The organism is Paenibacillus sp. FSL M7-0896, from assembly GCF_037975415.1.
GTDB lineage: Bacteria > Bacillota > Bacilli > Paenibacillales > Paenibacillaceae > Paenibacillus_AQ > Paenibacillus_AQ silagei.
Genome location: NZ_CP150250.1, coordinates 2,390,963 through 2,413,056 on the forward strand (window position 1 = coordinate 2,390,963; position 22,094 = coordinate 2,413,056).

Below are 22,094 nucleotides of genomic sequence, written 5' to 3' on the forward strand. Positions count from 1 at the left end.
ACATGAACAAGAGGAACGTTGCAGATATCTATGGATTATCCACCATGCAGGAAGGCATGCTGTTCCACAGCTTGAAAAGTGAAAGCAGCAGCATGTATTTGGAGCAATTCTCGTGCAAATTACACGGGCAGATTAATTTCGAATATTTTTGGGATTCCTGGCAGAAGGTCATTAACGATCATTCCGCTCTAAGAACTGCCTTTGTCTGGGAAGGTGTGAAAAAACCTGTTCAGGTAGTTCTGAAGCAATGCGAATGCAGCTACATTCAGTATGACTGGAGCAATCTGCCGCTTGAAGAAATCGAGCATGATTATAGCATGTTTCTTGAAAATGATCGAATGATGGGTTTTGAACTGGACAAGGCCCCGCTGATGAGGTTTGCTCTAATTCAAATTACTGAAGACAGCTATTATTTTGTCTGGAGCTTTCACCACATCATCATGGATGGCTGGTCACTGCCTCTGGTACTGGAGGAAATGTTCGGGAATTATAAAGCGTTCATGACAGGGGAAGCACCGGCGAAGCACAAATCCGCATCATTTAAGGACTATATCCATTGGTTGCATAAACAGGATGCCGAGGTCTCCAGACAGTACTGGAAAGACAAGCTGAAGGGCTTTGAGGAAGCTTTGCCTCTCTATACTGAACCTGCAGTGGAAGAGCAGAAGGGTGAGACCCGTAAACTCTCCTTACGGCTTCCAGAGGATATACATCATTCTATCGAGCAGATCACTAAAAGTAATGGGTTCAGCTCCTATCAACTGTATAATCTTGCCTTTGCCATTCTGCTGAGTAGATACAGTGGAAAAGAAGATGTTGTCTATGGGACAACTGTGTCGGGAAGACCTGCGGAATTAAAAGGTATCGATCAAACCGTAGGCATCTTTATCAATACCATTCCGGTTCGTGTTCAGTTGGATGGTAACCTTACCTTGCTGGAGTGTCTGGAGAACCTCACACAGGATCAAATCAGCCGCAGTCCCCATGAATATATGTCGTTGGCTGAGATCAGCAGCGCCCATAATCTGCCTCAGTTATTCCAGAGTATTTTTGTATATGAGAATTATGCCAACGCTCAGGCTTATAAGGATATCACAGAGTTCTCGATAACAGAGCTGCAATTAAGAGAAGAAATCAATTATCCGCTGGCCTGGGTGGTTAAGCCGGATCACGGAATCCTTGTGGAGACGATTTATAATTCCGCTTATTTCAGCGACAGGATTATTGAAGAATTTCAAAGGAGCTTCATAACGATTTTGGATGAAATGGTCCTTAAAATAAATGAAGCTATCCGCACGATTCAACTGCTTCCATCTGAGCAGAATACAGATTTCAAAGCAGGGAAGGCAGTATCCGCCGTTGTGAACTTGCATAACCAGCCTATCCCTCAGATATCAGCTTCCGCTATACCGCGCGTTCTGATTGTTGATACATATGGGCACCCGCTTCCGGACGGATTCGAAGGCAGTGTATGGACGCCGGATCAGACCGCTTCCGGGTATATGGGCCGTTATTATGCAGATGGAACGTTAATGATTAATGAGACCTTAAGCACCAGCATGGTAATTGGCGGAATCAAACGTGATTTGCCTGTGCTGGAGCGTGCCCTAAGAGCAGAATCATTAGTAGAAGACGTGAAGATGCTTCACCGTTATAACAGGAAGGGTGAAGCCAAGCTTGTTGTCTATTATGTGGAACCGGTAACGGATGTTGTGGTGGAACAAGCGGCATTCGATGAAGAGCGAACCGGAGCCATAAGAAGTGCAATCGCCGACAGATTGTGCATCTTGCTTGACTTCAATAAAAAGGATTGTCTGGCAGCAACAGAGTTCGTTCCTGTGTCAAACATTCCTTATTACAGAGATGGCGTTGTCAAAATCAATGATCTGCTCGAACTGGAAATTATTAATGACAACCTCATTCAGCGCTGGAGTAACTTAGTGATCCCGGATGAGCAGAGCGCTATGAGTGAATCTCCTGTGAAGTTCGTGCGCAAGGCCGTAAGAATCAGCCGGGATAACGTGCATATCTCTGATTTGGCCGAGCATTTTTCTTTTATTAAGAAGAAGAGCTCCGGCAAAACGGATAACGTTGAAGTGGTTGAAGCCCGCAAGGAAGAGAGCGGCGCTGACACACAGCTATCACTCATTGTTGGAGAAGAAGTGATCATTCCTGAGAATACCGTCTTTGATCTGGGTTATTACATCAAACGGGCTGCCGATCAAGCTCCTGAGGATTATGGCATCCGGTTCGTTAATTATGATGGCAGCATTGAGTTTGCTAACTATAAGCAGGTCTACAGTGAAGCCAAGGCTATCTGCTGCGGTCTTATCGAAAGAGGATTGCAGCCTGGGGACAAGGTCATCTATCAGATGGATAACAACCGGAATTATGTAAATACCTTCTGGGCTTGTATGTTAGGCGGCTTTATCGGGATTCCGGCTACGGTAGCTGCTTCTTATAAAGAAGATAATGCAGTGATCCGCAAACTGTTGAATGCTTGGAAAATGCTTGAACAGCCTGTGATTGTGACGGATGAAGCTCTGGCTGAAAGTATTCGCAGTGTTCCCGGAGTTCTTGGCGGCGAAGAAGAGTTCACCGTCTATTCCGCTGAACAATTGATGAACAGCCGGGAACTAGAAATCACCTACGAGGTGAAGCCGGATGATGTAGCGCTGCTGCTGCTTACCTCGGGAAGCACAGGAATGCCGAAAGGAGTTATGCAGACCCACAGAAATATTCTGAGACGCACGATTGCCGCCTGCCAAAATAACGGGTTTGGTCCAGAAGAAGTGACCTTTAACTGGATGCCTATGGACCATGTGGGCGGAATTGTAATGTGTAATGTAAGAGACATCTATCTGCATTGCCAGGAGATTCTGGCACCTGTTAATTATATTCTGGAAGCTCCGCTCCGTTGGCTTACGCTGATGAGTGATTTTAGAGCTACGAATACCTGGGCACCCAACTTCGCCTTTAATTTGATTAACAGCCTTGAGGGTGGAATCAAAGAACTGAATATTGACCTGTCTGCCCTGCGATTTATAACCAACGGCGGAGAAGTGGTGGTGGCCCGGACCGCAATGAAGTTTAATGAGATTCTTAAGCCGTATCATCTGGATAAGTCGGCAATGATGCCGTGCTTCGGGATGTCCGAGACTTGTTCGGGTTCCATATATTCCACGGATTTCGGTCAAGATGTAGTGAAGCAGGAGGATAGCAGTGTAAGTGTAGGCAGACCTCTTCCAGGGAACAGCATCCGCATTGTCGATGCTCAGAATGAATTAGTGCCTCTCTATACAGAGGGACGCTTTCAGATGGCCGGGGTGTGTATTACACAGGGATATTACAATAACCCCAAAGCAAACGCCGAAGCATTTACGTCAGACGGCTGGTTCGATACGGGGGATCTGGGGATTATAACCGACCGGGGACTTACTATTACAGGCAGGGCCAAAGACATCATTATCATCAATGGTGTCAACTATAATAATTCGGAAATTGAGGCCATCCTTGAGGAGATTGACGGGGTTGAAGTATCTTATACGGCTGCGGTATCAGTCAAAGCAAGCAATTCACAAGAGGAAGAATTAGCGATATTCTTCCATCCGGTATCCATGGATGCCGTGAGGCTCAAAGGAATCATCAAAGAGATGCAAAAGGTCATCACTTCAAAAATCGGGCTTGTTATTGAATACATTATCCCTCTGGCTAAAAAAGAGATTCCAAAGACAGGAATTGGTAAAATTCAGCGGATTCTGTTAAGAGATTCCCTGCTTGCCGGCAAATACGATGCTGTCCTGAAAAAACTCGAAATCGTCAGAAATAAGAACACCGTAAAGCCATGGATATTCAAGAAAGTATGGAAGCCGCTGAGCTTTAAGCTTGAAGAGGGCACCGTACCCTGCGTCAATATCCTGGTGTTTGAGGACCGCCACGGATTGGCGGGTGAATTCATAGAAGGTATGGGCCTGGATGAGACCAGGGTCATATCGGTCAAGCAAGAGGACTGCTTCCAGGTATATGACCGGAATCATTATGGCTGTGATTATACCCGTTATGAGGGCTGCAAAGAGCTGTTTGACTATTTTAAGCAAATCGGGTGGAAGGCTGATCATATGATCTATCTTCCCACTTATCAAATCAACGCTAGCGGAGATACAGATATCTCAAGCAGTAACCAACTCGGTGTCTTTAGTCTAATCCACTTACTGCAGGTATTGGCGAACAATGACCTATGCGCTTCTACAAGCCTGTATGTGGGTAGCAGCAATGTGTTCCAGGATGCAGGCGGCCTGGAAACCCGTTATGATAATGCCGCATTAATCGGCTTCATGGCTACTCTGGATACGGAGAATACGGGTTTACGATCGCTGCTGATCGATTTGGAAGGAAGGGATATCAAGCAGGACGCCCGCTTATTACGCGCTGAGATTATGCACGGAGAGACTGCCGTGAAGGAAATCAGTTACCGTGACGGCGGGAGATTAACCTGGAAGCTCCGGAATGTGCCTTTACGGAAAGCAGAACCCAAGACAAGGATCAAACAAGGCGGAAATTATGTGGTAACCGGGGGCCTTGGGGGCATCGGCACAAAAATCTGCAGTCAACTCATTAAAAACTATCAAGCGAATCTTCTGATCCTGGGAAGAAGCGATCTGGGGACTCTTGAGGATAATGATAGCAGAGTTCAACATTACAACCAATTAGTTGCACTAGGAACTTCCATCAGTTACCGGCAGGCGGATGTGTGTGTGCTGGATTCCATCGTTCAGGCGGTTGAGGATTATGAGCAATCGAAGGGAATTCAGATTGATGGAATTATACATCTTGCCGGGAATTCAAGCTATCAACGGCATTTTGACAACCGGGATTCATACCTGATTACGGAAATCGGACAGCAGACTTTTGCCGAAGAATTCAATGCCAAGGTCTATGGCGTGCTAAATCTGTTTGAACTCTTGAAAAGCAGAAAAGATGCGATGCTGATCACTTTCTCTTCGGTGACCTCGCTGCTCGGAAGTGCGACCTTCAGTGCCTATGCGGCAGGAAACAGCTTTCTGGAAATGTTCTGTAAGTATGCAGCCGGCCAATTAGGGTACGCAGTGAAATGTATCTCTTGGACGATGTGGGATAAGATCGGAATGACTGCGGGCAGCCTGCAATCCATTAACAGTCTCAGTGAATCCATCGGGCAGCATGTAATCAGTGAGCAGGATGGCCTGTTATTCTTTGAAGCCCTGCTGAACCTTGGTGACGACATGGTCTATGTAGGAATTGACGAGAATAATGTGCATATCAGCCACAGAATCGATGAGAAAGTGTATGCCAAAGAATATATTGCTGTCTACAGGCAGGAAGATACAGAGGCTCTTCTCCAGCTTGAGAACGCCAAGGTCCTAGATGATTATGGCGCGGTAAGCACGCTGAAGATGCTCACGGTCAATAGGGATGGCGAAGTGATCGAAGAGGAACAAGCAGAGCCATATGTAGAAGCGTCTACAGATGCTGAGAGAATCATAAGCAACATTTGGTCCGAAGTATTAGCCGCCGGGAAGATAGGGATGAATGATAACTTCTTTGAGCTTGGAGGACATTCCTTAAAGGCAACCCAGGTCGTCTCCAGAATTAAAAAAGAATACGGGATCGAATTTGCCATCAATGACTTATTCTATCATCCGACCGTTGGGGCGCTGGCTAAGCTTGTGGAAGAGAGAGTTCGCCCGGTTACGGATTCCAAGGGGGAAGGTCCCCTTTCAAAATTATCTGATGAAGAGAAGAAACAGGGCATACCGGCTTCTTATGCCCAGCAAAGACTTTGGTTCTTAAAACAATATGATGAAGAAAGCGCGTTTTACAATATTCTGGAGACCATCAGGCTTAAAGGCGAGTTAAATGTCTCCTGCCTGCAGCAGGCTGTTACAGAAATCGTCAAGCGCCATGAAGGACTCAGAACGACCTTCGACAACATTGAAGGGCAAATTATGCAGGTTCTGCATGATGTGGATGCCGTCTGTATCCCTCTGCAGAATCTAACGCATGTGGAAGAAGAGGCAAGAGAGCAGGTAATTACCGAACTGGCAGATGAAGAAGTACATCAGGAATTTGATTTCAAAAACGGACCATTAATCAGATGTAAGCTGCTTAAATTTGCCGCAGATGAGCATGTTATTTTCCTCACCATGCATCATATTATTTCCGACGGCTGGTCAATGGGAGTCTTTGTACATGAATTCGTCGAGCTATATGATGCCTTAGTGAATCAAAAGCCGGCCGAATTACCCAAAATTGAATGGCAATATGCGGATTATACCCAGTGGCAGAGAGACTGGTTCACCGGAAAGGTTAAAGAAGACCAGTTCGTATATTGGAAGAACAAGCTCAAGGATGTTGCTACCCTGGATATACCGTCGGATTACGACAGACCCAAAGTACAAACATTTAATGGGAAAAAGGACTTCTTCGTATATAACAAGAGCATGATGGACCGGGTGAATGAACTGGCAGAAACTACGGGCGCTACACCCTTTATGATTTATCTGGCGGCGGTCGATGTCCTGTTCGCAAGATATACCGGACAGGAGGATATCGCCATCGGAACTCCGATTGCCAACCGTACGCGGATGGAAACAGAGAATACGATCGGCTTCTTTGTGAACACCCTGGTGCTCCGCAATGATCTGTCAGGAGATATTTCCTTCTTGGAATTGATTGAACGGGTAAAGACAAGTGCACTGGAGTCCTATGATGCGCAGGATATGCCGTTCGAGATGCTGGTGGACGAATTGGAGCTGGAACGCGATTTAAGCAGAAACCCGTTGTTCCAAGTGATGTTCTCCCTTCAAAATGAGGCACTGCCAGATTTCAAGCTGCCGAATCTTGCGATTACCAGAGTGGAAACAGACAATAAATCAGCAATGTTCGATTTCTGGATTTCCATGAGAGAGCTGGAAGACGGAGTTCACACCTTATGTGAATACAATACGGATATTTATAAAACAGGCACCATACGGAAGATGATGCGGCATCTGGAGAACATCATCAACAGCCTATGCGCAGATCCCTATCAAAAAATCAGGCAGTTCAATTTCATGGATAAAGAAGAAATCAATGAAATCCTCTATGAGCACAATAAGACGGATTATACATTTGAGAATGAATTATTTATCCATGAATTATTTGAAGAACAGACTGCCTTAAGACCGGATGCACCGGCGCTGAGATTCCAGGGAGACACGCTTACGTATCGGGAATTTAATATGCGGGTGAACCAAGTCGCCCATTATCTGATTGCGCAGGGAATAGGGACCGAGGATTTCGTTGGTGTGTACGCAGACCGGTCCATTGAAATGATGGTAGCTGTCTATGGGATTCTAAAAGCAGGCGCGGCCTATATCCCTATTGATCCAACATACCCCCGGGACCGGGTAGATTATATGCTACAGGATTCTGAGGTTAAGCTGGTGCTGTACTGCATGGACGAGACCGATGCGCTTGCGGGAATCCGGAAGGTGGATTTGCGGGATAAGGAACTGTTCCTGCCGATGAGTACAGATAATCCGGGAGTACAGGTTGAAGGTACCCACGCGGCATACATGATTTATACCTCAGGTTCGACAGGAAAGCCTAAGGGAACGATTAATATTCACAGCGGCATCCGAAACCGTATTGTATGGGGCCAAAAAGAATTTGGGATGCAGCCGGGAGATCGGCAGGTGCAGAAGACGCCCTTCAGCTTCGATGTATCCTGCAGCGAGATTTTTTGGGCGCTGACGGTAGGCGCCTGTCTGGTTATAGCGAAGCCGGAAGGGCATAAAGACGTGGAGTATCTCGCTCAGCTGATCAGGGATGAACAGATTACCATCGCTCATTTCGTACCTTCCATCCTGAAGCTGTTCCTGGAGCATCCCGGAGCCAAGCAGGCAGGAAGCAGCCTGAGAAAAGTGTTCTGCAGCGGGGAGGCATTGCCGTACCGGTTAAAGGAACAGTTCTTCCAGACCTTCGATGCAGGTCTATACAACTTGTATGGCCCTACCGAAGCCTCCGTTGAAGTATCTTACTTCGATTGCAGCGAGCAACTGGATAAAGAGATAGTGCCGATCGGCAAGCCCATTTCCAATGTACAGCTGTATGTACTGGACGAGTACATGAATCCCGTTCCTTACAATGTGAGCGGAGAGCTATTCATTGCCGGTGTGAATCTGGCCAGAGGATACTACAAACGGGACGACCTGACAGCCGAGAAATTCATTCCGAATCCGTTCAGTAAATATGTGGGTGCACGGATGTACCGGACCGGTGACATTGTCAAATTGCTGCCGGACGGCAACATCAACTTCATAGGACGCGCTGACAATCAGGTCAAAGTAAGAGGACTGCGCATTGAATTAGGGGAAATCGAAAAGGTGATTCAGTCCCATCCTTCCGTTAAGGATAACGTAGTTATAAACCTAGAGGATGGAAATGATGTAAGAATCGTGTCCTATATTGTCCGTGATGTGAATTATAGAGAACAGGATGTCATGGAGGAGAGCAAGGAACAGGTCACCCAGTGGGAGTCGATATTCGATAATGCCTACAACAAAGAGGAAACGATTCAAGATTTCAGCTTAAATACAATCAGCTGGAACAGCAGCTACACCGGGGAGAAGCTTGGGATCCCGGAAATGGAAGAGTGGCTTACCGATTCCGTAGATCTGATTAAGAGCTTTAAGCCGCGGAGAGTACTGGAGGTCGGTTGCGGTACAGGGATGATTCTGTTCAAAATCGCCCCGTTATGCGAAGAGTACGTGGGTATTGATCTATCGAGGATAGGCCTCGATTATATCGAACGGAATTTGGACAGCTCCATGAATGTCAGACTATATCAGAAATCGGCTGATGAGCTTGGCGAGCTGCAGAATGAGACGTTCGACACCATTATTATCAACTCTGTCATTCAGTACTTCCCGAGCGGAGCGTACCTGAATGAGGTGATTACTACTCTTTTAGGCATGCTGAATAAAGAGGGAACCCTTTTTATCGGTGATGTACGTTCTCTGCCGCTGCTGAAGAGCTATCATACTTCAGTGGAATGGTATAAGGCTCCTGCGGACACTACCGTGCAAGAATTAAACGACCGGATTAAGAATTCCATTACAGCGGAGAATGAGCTGCTGGTAGACTCCAAATATTTCTTGAGTCTTAAGGATTCCCTGGAGCAGGTTCAACATGTCTCCATTCTGCCTAAAGTAACAAAGTTCGAGAATGAGATGAGTAAATTCCGCTATCAGGTAGTGATCCGGACGAAAGAAGCGGAGCAACTGGAGAATATCGTTCAGCTCAGCTGGCGGAATATACAATCAGAGCAGGGGCTCCAGGATATACTCACCGGGCGGCAGGATGACGTTATTGTAATCCATGATGTCCAGTTCGATAAGCTGGTTCATGAGAACAAGGTTGAGTCGCTGCTGAATGACGATGCGATACAAGCTGCAACTGTCCGTGAGCTGAGAGAAGACGTTAAGGACCTTCAACTGTATGCTCCAAGCTTATATGATTTGCTCGTGCAGGATGGCGGAAATTACCGGCTTCGCGCTTTGTGGAATGGTCATGGCGAGAGCGGAGATTATCAACTGATCTTGTTCCATAAGAATAGATATGGAGCGGACACCTGTGCCTATGATTATGAAGTGCCGAATTTCATCCGCTACAATGAGGACCAAAGTGTATACTTCACCAATCCTTTGGAGTGGAAAGATAACCACAAGTACATTCCTGTCATCAGAGAACATATCAGAAGTCAGTTGCAGGATTATATGATTCCATCGTTCTTTATTGTCTTGCCTGAGATGCCGTTATTGCCAAATGGCAAGCTGAATAAGAAGATGCTTCCGGAGCCTGGAAGGTTAAGAAGAAGCGTAATGAATGAATTTGTAGAAGCAGCGAATGACAACGAAGCTAAGGTCAAGCGAATATGGGAAGCCGTCCTGAATGCCCGGAACATTGGCGTCAATGATAATTTTTTTGATATTGGCGGCCATTCGCTGCTTGTGGTTCAGGTCTATTACAAGATCAAGGAGAGCTTTGATACGAATATTACAGTGGTGGATATGTTCAAATACCCAACCATCCGCAGCCTATGTGAATATCTGGAGGAGACAACGAGCAGCTATGCCGAAGTCGCTTCTGCAAGTGAAGTGATGGAGACAGAGAAGGAAGCCATGAAGGTAAAGAGGAAGCGCCTTAAGGAGCTTTTGAAAAGATAAGTAAGGAGTACTTATATGGAGACTAAGAAGGATAAAATCAAATCCTTATCAAGGGAACAGCTCGCAGGACTAATTACAAAGTCCAGAGACAGCAAGAAAAGTGATATTGAGCGGGTCGCCAGAACCTCAAATGCGTTCAGCCAGTCCTTTGCACAGCAAAGACAATGGTTTATGGAGCAGTTCATGAACGGTGGCGTATTTAATGTCCCGCAGTCCTATCTGCTCAAAGGCGATATAAGACTTGATATTCTGGAAGATGTGCTCAATGCAGTCGTTGAGAAGCATGAAAGTCTTAGGACAGTGTTCAACACCATAGATTATATCCCGTCACAGATTATCAAACCGTATGAAAGATTCCGGCTGGATATTATTCATTTGGAAGAACCCGACCCTTCTTTGAGAGCTGCCAAGATCAAGGAGATGAACAGCGAAATCGCAAGACGGCCCTTTGATTTGACCGTAGGCCCTTTATGGCGGTTCTATGTGTTGATATTGTCTGAAGAAGAAATCGTATTGACCCTTTCCCTTCATCATATTATCTGTGATGGCTGGTCCTTTGGTGTAATCATGAATGAAATTGCCAGTGCCTATCGGGACAGGCTTCACGGACAAGTTACCCGTTCATTGCTGCAGGTACAATATGTCGATTATTCGGAATGGCAGCGTAAAAGAATTGAAGGCGGCCAGCTGGATGATCAGCTGGAGTATTGGATTGGCAAGCTTAAAGATGCACCAAAGGACATTCATTTACCCTACGATTATAAGAGAGGCAGCACTCAGACTTATCGGGGAAGGACGGAATACTTTTTCATTGAAAAAGAAGCAGTGAAGGCAATGAGCGACAGATGTGTGCAAATGAATGGCTCGATGTACCATATGATGATGTCCGCGCTAACCCTTCTGATGCATGGCTACAGTCTGGATAATAAGCTCTGTATTGGAACACCGGTTGCCAACAGAAACCAGCTTGAATTGGAGAAATTAATCGGCCTATTCATTAATACGGTAGTGATCCAAAGTGAAATAGCCAGCAGCATGACCTTTGCAGAGTTATTCACCCAGGTTAGAGACCATTGCATGGAAGCCTTTAATCATGCGGAGATTCCGTTTGAACAAGTGGTAACGGGCCTAGATATTGAACGTCAGATGCAGCATTCACCAGTGTTCCAGGTGCTATATGTTCAGACCGAGGAGTCGATGCTGAGTGTTAGTATTCCGGGAATTGAGGTTGAAGTACTCCCAGTGTCGGTAGAGACGGCACAATTCGATTTGTCGTTGTACGCAACCATTCTGAAGAATGGAATATCTGCAGGGTTCGAGTACAATACGGATCTGTTCGCCCAGGATACCATTCTGCAGATGATTGAGGATTTCAAGCTATTAATCCAGTTGATTACTGAGAATCCTGACCGGACCATCGGTGAATTCGTCTCCTCTCTATCGCGTAAGAAAGTAGTGATGACGGTCGTCTCCTCCTTCGAATCCGGGCCGGTAGGAGAGCCGATGGAATTCTGGCTGGATAAGCTCCGGATCGACTATAAGCTGCAATTCGCACCATATAGCCAGGTGTTCCAGCAATTGATTGATGATACGGGACTTTTATGCAGAGGCAGTCAAGGCATCGGAATCCTGTTACTCCGTTTGGAAGACTGGATTCAAGGCATGGATGCTAAGGATGCTAGGCTTGAAGCCGTGCTGACGGACAATGCGAACCGGTTCATCCAATATGCCTGTAGCTTTGTGAACAAGCATCAGTCCAAGGTCATCCTATATCTGTGTCCGGCATCGGATAAAGTCAATCAGATGAATGAAACAAAGCGGCTCATTCAACAGTCGGAGCAAAAAATAGCTGCGGAATGTGCGAAAAACGGGAATATTTCTGTACTTCATGGAGACGAAATCGCTGTGAAATATAAGCTTAGTGAGTATAACGACGGTCTTGGTGATGAAGAAGGGCATGTTCCTTATTTAAGAGAGTATTACACGGCGATGGGCACAGAACTGGTCATGAGTATTTACAATACAGCACTGCAGTCAACGGGCTGAATGATGAGAGGATGCTGAAGTTATGACATTAAAAGAGATTGTTGCGGATATTCTGGCCATACCGGACAAAGAAACGATTCACGAAGACTTGTCACCGCAAAATGCTCCAGAATGGACAAGCCTGAAGCATATCAAGTTAATCACAACTATTGAAGATACCTATAAGGTGAAGTTCTCCTTCAAGGAAGTAAAAAGCCTGAAAAATCTTGCCGCCTTTATAACGGTCTTGAAGAGCAAAGGAGTAAGCAATGAAATCTTTGAATAATGCCATTGCCGGGCAGGCGGTTCTGGCGGGAAGCACTAGTGATCATGATCTGGAAAGAATGCTGTTGATCCGTCAATATGAGCTATCGGTCCTCGGGCTTTTTTCAAGCGGACATGTCACAGGGACCACTCATACCTGCATGGGACAAGAATATATCCCGGTAGCGTTGAATCCGTTCATTGAAGAAGAAGACTTTGTGATCAGCAATCACCGGGGGCATGGGCATTATATTGCCAGATATGGGGATGCCCAGGGCTTGCTGGCAGAGGTCATGGGCAAACAAGGCGCCGTATGCAATGGAATCGGAGGAAGCCAGCACATTCGCAGAGACCGTTTTATATCTACAGGGGTTCAGGCCGAAGGCATAGCGGTAGGCACAGGCATCGCCTGGAGTTATAAATACAAGCAACAAGATAATCTGGTATTTGTCTATATTGGAGACGGAACCTTTGGCAGGGGCTGCGTGTACGAAAGCTTGAACTTTGCCGGCATATGGAATCTCCCGATGGTCATCGTTGTAGAGAACAATGGAATAGCAATATCAACCCAGCAAAGCTACAGCATGTCGGGAAGCATAGAAGGCCGGGTACGGGGGTTCGATCTTGATTATCTGTGCATCCGGAGCAAAGCTGTTAATGAAATAAGAGAACAGACTGGTGACGCTATACACCGTGTCCGCAAAGAATCCAAACCCCTGGTCATTGAATTTATAACAGATCGGGTCGCGTCCCACAGTAAAGGTGATGATACTAGAAGTGCTGATGAGCTTGAAAGAGTCCGGGAGAATTACTGGTACAACCAAATGAAAGCCAGCGATGAGGCAAGGGTAGAAAAGCTTGAAGAAGCTGTCCGGAATCAAATGCAAACGCTGCAGGAACTTGTCATACACAGAGAGGGAGCCAAATGGGTGGACTATGAAAAAAGAAAAAATAAATGAGAATTTGAGACATGCCATTCATCAACTGATGTGTGAGGACGAGGCAGTCGTTGTAATCGGGGAAGATGTACGTGAGCCTTATGGGGGTGCCTTCAAAATCAACAAGGGATTATCTGATGATTTTCCGGACAGAGTGATTGGCACGCCGATAAGTGAAGAGGGATTTGTCAACATGGCAAGCGGAATGGCAATCATGGGCCACAAACCGATCGTGGATATGATGTTTTCGGATTTCACTACATTGTCATTTGACCCTCTGCTCAATTTTGCGTCCAAGTCCGTAACCATGTACGGGGACAAGCTGGATCTCAGCATGATTGTCAGATGTGCCAATGGCGGTTACAGGGGGTACGGACCCACACACAGCCAAAGCATGCAAAAATACTTCATGGGCATTCCGAATCTAAGCGTGTATGAGCTGTCTCCTTTTCATGATAATTATTATGTGTTTAACCGGATGTTTAGTGAGAAAAATCCTTGTATTTTTTTTGAAGAAAAAATAATATATTCCCAGTACAGGTATGAAAATGGCGTAATCGATGAACTCTTCAACTATTCCTTTAAAGGTGACCATGAGAACTGGGCAGTTGCCAGTATAGAAGAAAACAGTGTACCGGATGTTCTGATCCTTTGCCCCGGAGGCTTGGCTTCCATGTGCATGAAAGTGGCTGAAAAGCTGATTATGGCGGATGAAATTGAAGTTAAGGTAGCGGTACCTTCCAAGCTGTATCCCTGCGGAATCGAGGCCATTATTGAAGATGCGGTTGCAGCCGGCAAGATTCTCATTGTGGAAGAGGGGACCAGCGGGCATACCTGGGGCGAAGGGATAGCGGTCAAATTATATCCATATCTCAATAAGCAGAAGGATGGAGCCATTGAGCTCTTAAGTTCTTCTGACAGCATTATTCCTGCATCCAAGTATTACGAAAGCCAGGTACTGGTAGGGGAACAGGACATTTATGAAAGTGTACTGAAGCTGATGAAAATCGCTAAAGAAGGATAACGGAGGCGGGTATGAGACCAATTGTTGTTCCACAATTAAATGCGAATGATAACAGCTGCTTGATCCAGAACTATTATTGCGCGGAGGGCGAATTCATTCATTCCGGTGATCTAATTACCACCCTGGAGACCTCCAAGGCAGCTATTGATATCGAATGTGAAGCAGACGGCTATTTTTATCCTGCGGCTAAAGAACAAACCGATGTGAGAACCGGCGAGGTTATTGCCTTTGTTTTTGAGTCCCTCCAAGAGATGAATACATACAAGGAATTATCCGTGGGCAGTGCCACAGCAGAAAGCACGGCCAGTTACAAACTTTCCAATCAGGCAGAAGCGTTTGCCGCATTGCACCAATTTTCGCAGCAGGAGCTGTCAGCCTTAAATAAGAAATTGATTAAATTAAGTGACTTGGAAGAGCTGCTGAAGCAAAGAATCGATGGGGATGAGGCCGGGATTCTCTTGAGTAAGAATCAAAAACAGGTCTCTAAAACAGTAGCCGAATCGCATACGACTATTCCAAACGCATTTTTATTAATGAAAGTATATTGTGATGAAGCTCTAACCGGAATGCGGGAAATCGGTGAGCAGCTTGAGGTCATTGTGGGGTTTGGAGAAGTATTACCGGTGCTGCTGGTATCGATCAAGGATGAATTCCCGTTAATGTACGGAAAGCTGAAGGATGAAGATACATTTATTCCTGCTGCTGAAGTCAACGTCGGTGTGACCATCGATGTGGGGACAGGTCTCTACATTCCGGTAATTAAAGCTGAACACGCTGGAAGTATTGAGCATACTGCAGAAATAATGATGGAATATAAATATAAAGCCTTAAGAAGCAGTTTTGCCGAAACGGATCTGATGGGCGGAACGATAACGATTAGTCTGAACACAAGCGCCGATGTTGTCAGCGTCATTCCCATCATTCTGCCGGGGCAGACCGGGATGATCTCCGTGGGTGCTGTAATGAAGGAATTGGTCCTGAAAGAAGGGACAGTGGCAGAAAGAAGCTATATCAATCTTGGCCTGGCGTACGATCATCGTGTAGTGAACGGATTCTATGCGGTCGAATTTTTGGCGCGGCTGAAGAGCAAGCTTGAACATTTTGAGATCAATGTGTAAGGTGTGAGCCCGGAAGTGGAGAGTGAAGGAGGAGGATGGAGTGAGTGACATGCCGCACAATATTTATGTATTGTCCAGCTTCACTGCTGATTTACTGGAAGACTATCTTGAAGTAGATATCAAGGAACTCGGGCTTCAGTCCAAAATTGAAACCGGACCTTATAATCAGATCATATCCCAGTGCATGGACCCGGACAGCTTATTATTTCAGAAGAAACCGGATTATTTAGTCATCTGGACCCGGTTGGAAGATATTATTGGCCGGAAAGATTTCTATCGGAAAGAGAGCTTTAATTCATGCAAGGCTGATCTGTCGATGTTGATCGAAGCCGTTCTGCAGGCCAAGGCGGCACTCCGCTGCAAGCTGATTTTTATGCTCCCTCCTGTCTATGAGAACAGACCGCTGGGAGTCGGTGACCTGCAAATTGTGTACGGTGCAATGGAAACGTCCATGATGCTGCGAAAGTTTATGATGGATAAGCTTAGATTCGTTGAAGGCATATACCTGGCAGACGGGGAAGAGCTGGTCCGCAGATACGGCGCAGATCAGAGCTATCACATGGGCATGTATGCTTTTGCCAAAGCTCCTTATGTGAATAGCATCTACAAAGAGGCTGCAAGACAGATTAGCCGGCTCATCAAGCTGGATCTGAGCAATAAGCGCAATATCCTTGTCTTTGATGCGGATGTCCTATTGTGTGAGCAAGAGGAACAAGCAGGAGACGCAGTTCTTCATGAATTGGATGAGCAAAGAGTGGTTACGGATGATTCCTACCTTTTATTTCAGCGCTATCTGCAGGAACTTGTAAGCTGGGGAAATGAAATCATGCTGTGTTCAAGATCCGCTCCAGGACAATTGAATGCCATATTGGACAGGGAAGATCTCATCCTCACCAAGCAAGAATGTAAGTATATGAGCTGTGAGTGTGAAACGATAACAGAAGCAATCCTGCAAATACATAGAGAACATGGCGTTTTACTGGATCAATTCATTGTACTGGATACGAAAGAGCTGTACCTAAACGGAATACGCCAGCTGCTGCTGCCGGAGGATTCTACACTTTGGATGCAGAGCGTAGAGGCCTCGGGGATTCTGGATTATATATCCGCTGAAGCTTCCCGTTACAGCAATGGCGAAGATGTCTTGGCAGACAACACTGAGGAATACAGTCTGGAGGAATTCCTTCAATCCATCCAGCTGGAAGTCACTCTACGGGAAATCAATGAGCTGCAGGCCGAACAGATCGAGCATATCCTCCATAATACCAAAGATTTCAACCTGACAGGATTACTATGGACACAGGAGGAAATCATCGGAGCGCTTAACGGGGATAATCAATTGATTTATTCCGTAAAGGTACAAGACAGATTTGGAGATTACGGCATGGCCGGTACCATCATTGGGACAGTTGATAAGAAGAGCTTCAAGGTTGACGCTCTGCTCTTAAATTGCCGGGTGCTCGGTAAAAATGTTGAATATCATTTAATGAAGGAATTAGCCAATAGAATTAGAGAACATCAGTGTGACTCTATAGTGTTCCACTATCAATCCAGCGGCAGGAATGAGAGTGCGGCTCAATTTCTGGCCAGGATTACCCGCACCGACTTGAAGTGTGTTCACACAGGTGAAGCCCTGACAATTTCTTGTAAAAAGCTCGAGGATTATGCGAATGAAGCACTTCATCCTGACAAAGCAGACCAAGAACCGGATATGCCAGACAAACCGCACAAGGCAGACCGCAGCTTCGACCCCTACCAGTTCATTTTCAACAGATGGAATAAGCTGGATGAAGCCGAAAAAGATCAAATTAACGATCTGGTTAGTCATACAAAGTCTATTGAAGAAATAATGAGGGCGATTGCGGATTCGAAAATGAAAACAAGAACAGGCGTTAAGGCTGAATATCTGCAGCCGAGAACGGAAACGGAGCAAAAAATTGCCGCCCTGTGGGCAGATATTCTTAACGTTGACAAAGTAGGAGTTTTGGATAACTTTTTCGAACTTGGCGGAACCTCCATCATGGCGGCCCAGCTCATTGTAAAGTTCAAGAATGCCTTTGATATGATGCTGCCGGTGCGGATTTTCTTCGACAGTTCGTCCATTGAGCAAATGGCGATGTATATTGAAGCGGTCAAAAGCGAGCAAAATAAACAGGATATCAATGAATCCGCGGTAAGTAATTTTCGCTATAAGACCCGGGAATTCTTGAAAAATGAGGTGTGGCTGGACGAGGAAATTACCGGAGCAAAGGAACTTCAAGCGTGGGATCATACCCGGATCCATAACGTCCTTTTGACCGGTGTGACGGGATTCCTGGGGGCATTTCTGCTGCAGGAGCTTATCGCTATGACAGATTATCATATGGTGCTGCTGGTCCGTGCGGACAGTGTGCAGAGCGGCTACGAGAGAGTTGTGGCTAATATGGAAATGTACAATTTATGGGACGAAGCTTACAGAAGCAGAATAGAAGTCTGCACGGGCGATCTTGCCAGACCTTTGCTCGGACAACAGCTGCAGGATTTCAACGAATTGGCAGTCCGAATCGATTCCATCTATCATGCGGGCGCTATCACTAATTTCCTGGAACCGTATAACAAGATTAAAGATGTTAACGTACAGGGAGTTCAGGAGATTTTACGTCTGGCATCCACTCATAAGTTAAAGCAGGTACATTACGTGTCAACTCACTATGTATTCTCTACGCTCTCACACGAAAACGGCTATATCGCATACGAGGATACCATTCCGTCCGATCATGAGGTGCTTGTACTGGGATATCAGCAAAGCAAGTGGGTTGGCGAGAGAATAATGGCTCTGGCCAAAGAGAGAGGCATTCCGTTAAGTATCTACCGCGTCGGCAGAATATCCGGCTCCAGTACCACAGGGGCATGTCAAACCAGAGATATCATGTGGCTTATGATCAAAAGCTGTGTAGAGGCAGGAGTATTGTTCGAGGAGAATGTGAATATAGAATTTATTCCAGTGGATTATGTCAGCAAATCTATTGTAGCATTGTCCCTCCAAGCGGGATCAAGCAACAAAAACTTCCATATTGTCGCCAGTAAAATGAACACACTAAACCAAGTGTATACCTGGATGAATTCGTATGGGTTCAAAGTTGAAAAAATGCCCTATGAGCAGTGGAAGGATGAATTGGTGGACAGAGTTGCCGAGAATCCTAATCTGAATACCACCAAGGCTATGCTGCCGTTCATTCCGGAAGATATGGGTGAATGGGATGTGGAAATTATGTATGACACTACCAATGTTACCAAAGGCTTGAGTGAAACCACCATCACTTGCCCAGAGGTAGGAGAGGAGGTGTTCAACCGTTATTTGGATTACTTTGTGAAGACAAAGTATTTTCAGTTAACACCCTGAGGGCAAGTGAATGATCTGAAAAGTTAACATTATATGATTTTATAGGAGGAACAATGATGAAGGAAAGATTGGATGTAATGACAGCAAAAAAAATGAGCCTGTACACTAGCGGGATGTGGGTCTCTCTCCTCATAGGCTTGCTCTATGTGGGAATAGGTATTCTGATGCCTATTGATCCGGCGGAGAAATACAGAGGAACAGAATTCTATGAGCAAATTGCCGCCCATCCGTTTATTCCGCATTTATGGAGATATATCTTCGTAGCGATCGGCTTCTTGTCCATCTACTGGATATCGGCAGCAGTTTCAACATTGAGATCCAAAAGCTATGAATGGGAAGGCTTTTACAAATGGGTAACCATTGTTGGTTATGGCGGCGCCGGCTTGCTGTCCTTGGAGTGGATGAGAGAAATTTTTATTATGAAGGTTATGACTTTGTATTCCACAGGCAATGAAATGTACCGGGTAGCCTTGGAAGTAGCAGCCTTCCCGCTCGACCCTGACTTTATCTGGATGTTTGGCGGCTTTGGATTATGGTATCTGGTAACTTCGCTGTTGGCCAAAAGAAATCAGGTGTTCTCCTCCAAGCTCAACATCTTGGGCATTATCGTAGGACTGGATTTGATCATCACCATGGTTTTTGCCATGACGGACACAATCATTTATTTCGATGGCGGTCAGATGACTGTTATGCAGATTACGGCTCTCCTCGGCGGTATTATGGGGGCTGTGTATCACATCTGGATGTTCTTTGATATGCGAAAGAATCAAGCGCAGTTCGAAAAAAGCATGACTGCCTTGCTGGAGCAAAAAAAGAGTGCGGCATAAACACATGCAACCCATCCTAACTAAAAACAGGCTCGGTTTTTCTCTCAAAGGCCTTATTATTCTTTTGTTGGTATTGCTTCCTAATCTGCTATTTTACGCATTTGCGATAAACGGAACTGCCGGAACCGGGGCGGCCTTTAACAACAGGGTTGAAATGATTAGTTATATTGAACGTGTTAGCCAAGTGTTACTTATGCTTGTATTAATTTTCCGCGTAAATAAAAGTTCCCCGTCATTGCAAAGCAGGTATGTGTTTGGAATGGCCGTATTTTTACTGCTCTATTACGCTTTATGGATTCGTTATTTTGCGGGCGGGATGGACTATACCTTGATCAGCGGGACTTTTTTCGTATTCATGGGGATGACCATCTTCCCGTCCGTGTATTTCGCTTTAGCAGAGAAATGGCTGGGGGATCATTTGGGAGTGGGGATCGCCATTACCTTTGGGGTATTCCATACCCTTAACACCTATCTGAATTTTGCAGCTTAATGAGAATAGTGGAGGGTAACATGAAACAAGAGGTTAAACCATGGTTTTTTTTCAAAAGAAACGCCGAAAAGTCCGAAATCAGATTACGCTTGTTTTTGTTCCCTCCTGCGGGCGGGGATGTGTCAACCTTCCTGCACTGGGAAGAGCAGATGCCGCGAGATGTGGAGACCTGCTTGGTCAGGCTGCCGGGCAGAGGGGCCAGAATAACGGAACCGGCCATTGATAATGTGGATATACTTACAGATCTATTGCTCCAGGAAATGAAAGAGTACACGGATGTGCCCTACGTGTTGTTCGGGCATAGCATGGGAGGGCTGGTCTCCTATGAGCTGACGCAAAAAATATATAAGCAGGGGCTTAACTTACCGGAATATGTAATTATATCAAGCATGAAAGCACCCAACTATATGAACAAGTTCACGGAGAGTCTGACCGAAGACGGAAATGACAAATTATATCTGAAGAGCAATGCTGAATTTATGGATACAATCATCGGTCTTGGCGGAATCCCGGACGCTTTCAGTGAAAACAGAGAGTTTCTGGAATTAATCCTGCCTACCTTTAGAAAAGATATGAAAATGTGTGAAACGTATAATCCTGAGAATGCGCAAGCCGTCCCGGTGTCATTTGATATCTATGGCGGGAACCGCGATAGCATTGCTACTAAGAAAGAACTAGAGGGATGGAAGAAATACACCACCCAAAAATATGCACTCACCCTCTTTCAGGGGAACCATTTTTATTTCATGGATAATCCCAATATGCTTCTGTTCCATCTGCGCAATAAATTAATGGATATAGGCAATAAGGTTACGGATCAAACTCATAAAGAGTGGAGGATGAAAGATGAATGTAATTCAAATCGATAACCTGGTCAAAAAATTTGGTGACTATACCGCAGTAAACGGACTCAATCTGTCCATTGAAAAAGGTGAGGTGTTTGGTCTGTTAGGCCCGAATGGAGCCGGCAAGAGTACCACGATTAATCTGGTATGCGGCCTGCTGCATGCGACATCGGGGAACATCAGGCTATTCGGAAATAAGGTGGAGGATGAGAAAAGAAAGCTTGGCTTTGTCCCGCAAAACATTGCCCTGTATGACAATTTCACTGCGTATGAGAACGTGAAGTTCTTCGGTGAGCTGTATGGACTGAAGGGGAAAGAATTGGAGAATGGAATTGATGAAGCCTTGGAATTCACCGGTCTGTCCGATGTTAAACGTAAAAAAGCGAAGACATTCTCCGGCGGGATGTTAAGACGATTGAATATTGCCACTGCTTTGGTCCATCAACCGCAGATTCTTATTATGGATGAGCCAACGGTCGGGATTGATCCGCAGTCCAGAAACCACATCCTGAAGTCTGTCCAGCGGCTAAATGAGAAAGGCGTGACGATTGTCTACACAACACATTATATGGAGGAAGTTGAAGCGATCTGTAATCGCATAGCCATTATTGACAAAGGCCAGGTCATTGCTTCGGGTACAAAGAAAGAATTAACAGATCTGATCAGTGATAAGAAATCTCTGCAGTTAACCGTTGATGATGCTCTTGAACTGGATAAGGAAGCAATCTCCCATATTGATGGCGTGGTTAATGTGGAAATCAATGACAACCTGATCCAGGTGGAGTCGTTAAAAGAAAATGATAATTTGAATGCAATTATTGCATACGTAAACAACAAAAATGTGAAAATCAGAAGTATCGGCACCACAGATGTTACGTTGGAAACCGTATTCCTGACATTGACAGGGCGCAAATTACGCGACTGACCATAGAGT

The 22,094-nt window shown here is 45.6% G+C and carries 11 protein-coding genes; all 11 read left to right on the forward strand.

The genetic code is table 11. From position 1 onward, the window contains the following. Nucleotides 1-2: 2 nt before the first annotated feature. The 11 genes from MKY12_RS10055 (at nucleotide 3) to MKY12_RS10105 (ending at nucleotide 22,085) form a co-directional block, all read left to right on the forward strand. Entirely contained in the window at nucleotides 3-10,247 is a 10,245-nt protein-coding gene (locus MKY12_RS10055; RefSeq protein WP_339313611.1) for an amino acid adenylation domain-containing protein, read from the forward strand. A 15-nt stretch (nucleotides 10,248-10,262) separates the two neighbouring features. Next, complete coding sequence (locus MKY12_RS10060) at nucleotides 10,263-12,293, forward strand: condensation domain-containing protein (protein WP_339313613.1); 2,031 nt, start codon at nucleotides 10,263-10,265, stop codon at nucleotides 12,291-12,293. A 22-nt stretch (nucleotides 12,294-12,315) separates the two neighbouring features. Further along, nucleotides 12,316-12,558, forward strand: a complete 243-nt coding sequence (locus tag MKY12_RS10065; protein ID WP_036725003.1) for an acyl carrier protein — start codon at nucleotides 12,316-12,318, stop codon at nucleotides 12,556-12,558. Nucleotides 12,559-12,616: 58 nt separating this feature from the next. After that, nucleotides 12,617-13,495 (forward strand): thiamine pyrophosphate-dependent dehydrogenase E1 component subunit alpha, encoded by an 879-nt coding sequence (locus tag MKY12_RS10070; RefSeq protein ID WP_339314845.1) that lies wholly within the window; start codon nucleotides 12,617-12,619, stop codon nucleotides 13,493-13,495. Continuing rightward, nucleotides 13,395-14,498, forward strand: a complete 1,104-nt coding sequence (locus tag MKY12_RS10075; RefSeq protein ID WP_200869535.1) for a transketolase C-terminal domain-containing protein — start codon at nucleotides 13,395-13,397, stop codon at nucleotides 14,496-14,498. Before MKY12_RS10070 ends, MKY12_RS10075 begins: the two co-directional genes overlap by 101 nt. 11 nt (nucleotides 14,499-14,509) lie before the next feature. Beyond that, nucleotides 14,510-15,616: a 2-oxo acid dehydrogenase subunit E2 gene (locus tag MKY12_RS10080; RefSeq protein ID WP_339313616.1), complete on the forward strand. Its 1,107-nt coding sequence runs from the start codon at nucleotides 14,510-14,512 to the stop codon at nucleotides 15,614-15,616. A 559-nt stretch (nucleotides 15,617-16,175) separates the two neighbouring features. Continuing rightward, entirely contained in the window at nucleotides 16,176-18,998 is a 2,823-nt protein-coding gene (locus tag MKY12_RS10085; protein WP_339313618.1) for a thioester reductase domain-containing protein, read from the forward strand. A gap of 56 nt (nucleotides 18,999-19,054) precedes the next feature. Next, on the forward strand, nucleotides 19,055-19,825 hold the full coding sequence (locus tag MKY12_RS10090; RefSeq protein ID WP_339313620.1) for a hypothetical protein: 771 nt from the start codon (nucleotides 19,055-19,057) through the stop codon (nucleotides 19,823-19,825). Nucleotides 19,826-19,829: 4 nt separating this feature from the next. Beyond that, nucleotides 19,830-20,315, forward strand: coding sequence for a hypothetical protein (locus tag MKY12_RS10095; protein WP_339313622.1), 486 nt, complete (start codon nucleotides 19,830-19,832; stop codon nucleotides 20,313-20,315). A gap of 20 nt (nucleotides 20,316-20,335) precedes the next feature. Next, complete coding sequence (locus MKY12_RS10100) at nucleotides 20,336-21,184, forward strand: alpha/beta fold hydrolase (protein ID WP_339313624.1); 849 nt, start codon at nucleotides 20,336-20,338, stop codon at nucleotides 21,182-21,184. Further along, nucleotides 21,162-22,085, forward strand: a complete 924-nt coding sequence (locus MKY12_RS10105) for an ABC transporter ATP-binding protein (RefSeq protein WP_339313626.1) — start codon at nucleotides 21,162-21,164, stop codon at nucleotides 22,083-22,085. The genes MKY12_RS10100 and MKY12_RS10105 overlap by 23 nt, the downstream gene beginning before the upstream one ends. Nucleotides 22,086-22,094: the final 9 nt, after the last annotated feature.

What these genes read in the sequence shown, in the direction of transcription:
- MKY12_RS10080 (WP_339313616.1), top strand. Translation starts at nt 14,510, where the DNA reads ATGAGACCAATTGTTGTTCCACAATTAAATGCGAATGATAACAGCTGC.
- MKY12_RS10065 (WP_036725003.1), top strand. Translation starts at nt 12,316, where the DNA reads ATGACATTAAAAGAGATTGTTGCGGATATTCTGGCCATACCGGACAAA.
- MKY12_RS10070 (WP_339314845.1), top strand. Translation starts at nt 12,617, where the DNA reads ATGCTGTTGATCCGTCAATATGAGCTATCGGTCCTCGGGCTTTTTTCA.
- MKY12_RS10055 (WP_339313611.1), top strand. Translation starts at nt 3, where the DNA reads ATGAACAAGAGGAACGTTGCAGATATCTATGGATTATCCACCATGCAG.
- MKY12_RS10100 (WP_339313624.1), top strand. Translation starts at nt 20,336, where the DNA reads ATGAAACAAGAGGTTAAACCATGGTTTTTTTTCAAAAGAAACGCCGAA.
- MKY12_RS10085 (WP_339313618.1), top strand. Translation starts at nt 16,176, where the DNA reads ATGGGCATGTATGCTTTTGCCAAAGCTCCTTATGTGAATAGCATCTAC.
- MKY12_RS10095 (WP_339313622.1), top strand. Translation starts at nt 19,830, where the DNA reads ATGCAACCCATCCTAACTAAAAACAGGCTCGGTTTTTCTCTCAAAGGC.
- MKY12_RS10105 (WP_339313626.1), top strand. Translation starts at nt 21,162, where the DNA reads ATGAATGTAATTCAAATCGATAACCTGGTCAAAAAATTTGGTGACTAT.
- MKY12_RS10090 (WP_339313620.1), top strand. Translation starts at nt 19,055, where the DNA reads ATGAAGGAAAGATTGGATGTAATGACAGCAAAAAAAATGAGCCTGTAC.
- MKY12_RS10060 (WP_339313613.1), top strand. Translation starts at nt 10,263, where the DNA reads ATGGAGACTAAGAAGGATAAAATCAAATCCTTATCAAGGGAACAGCTC.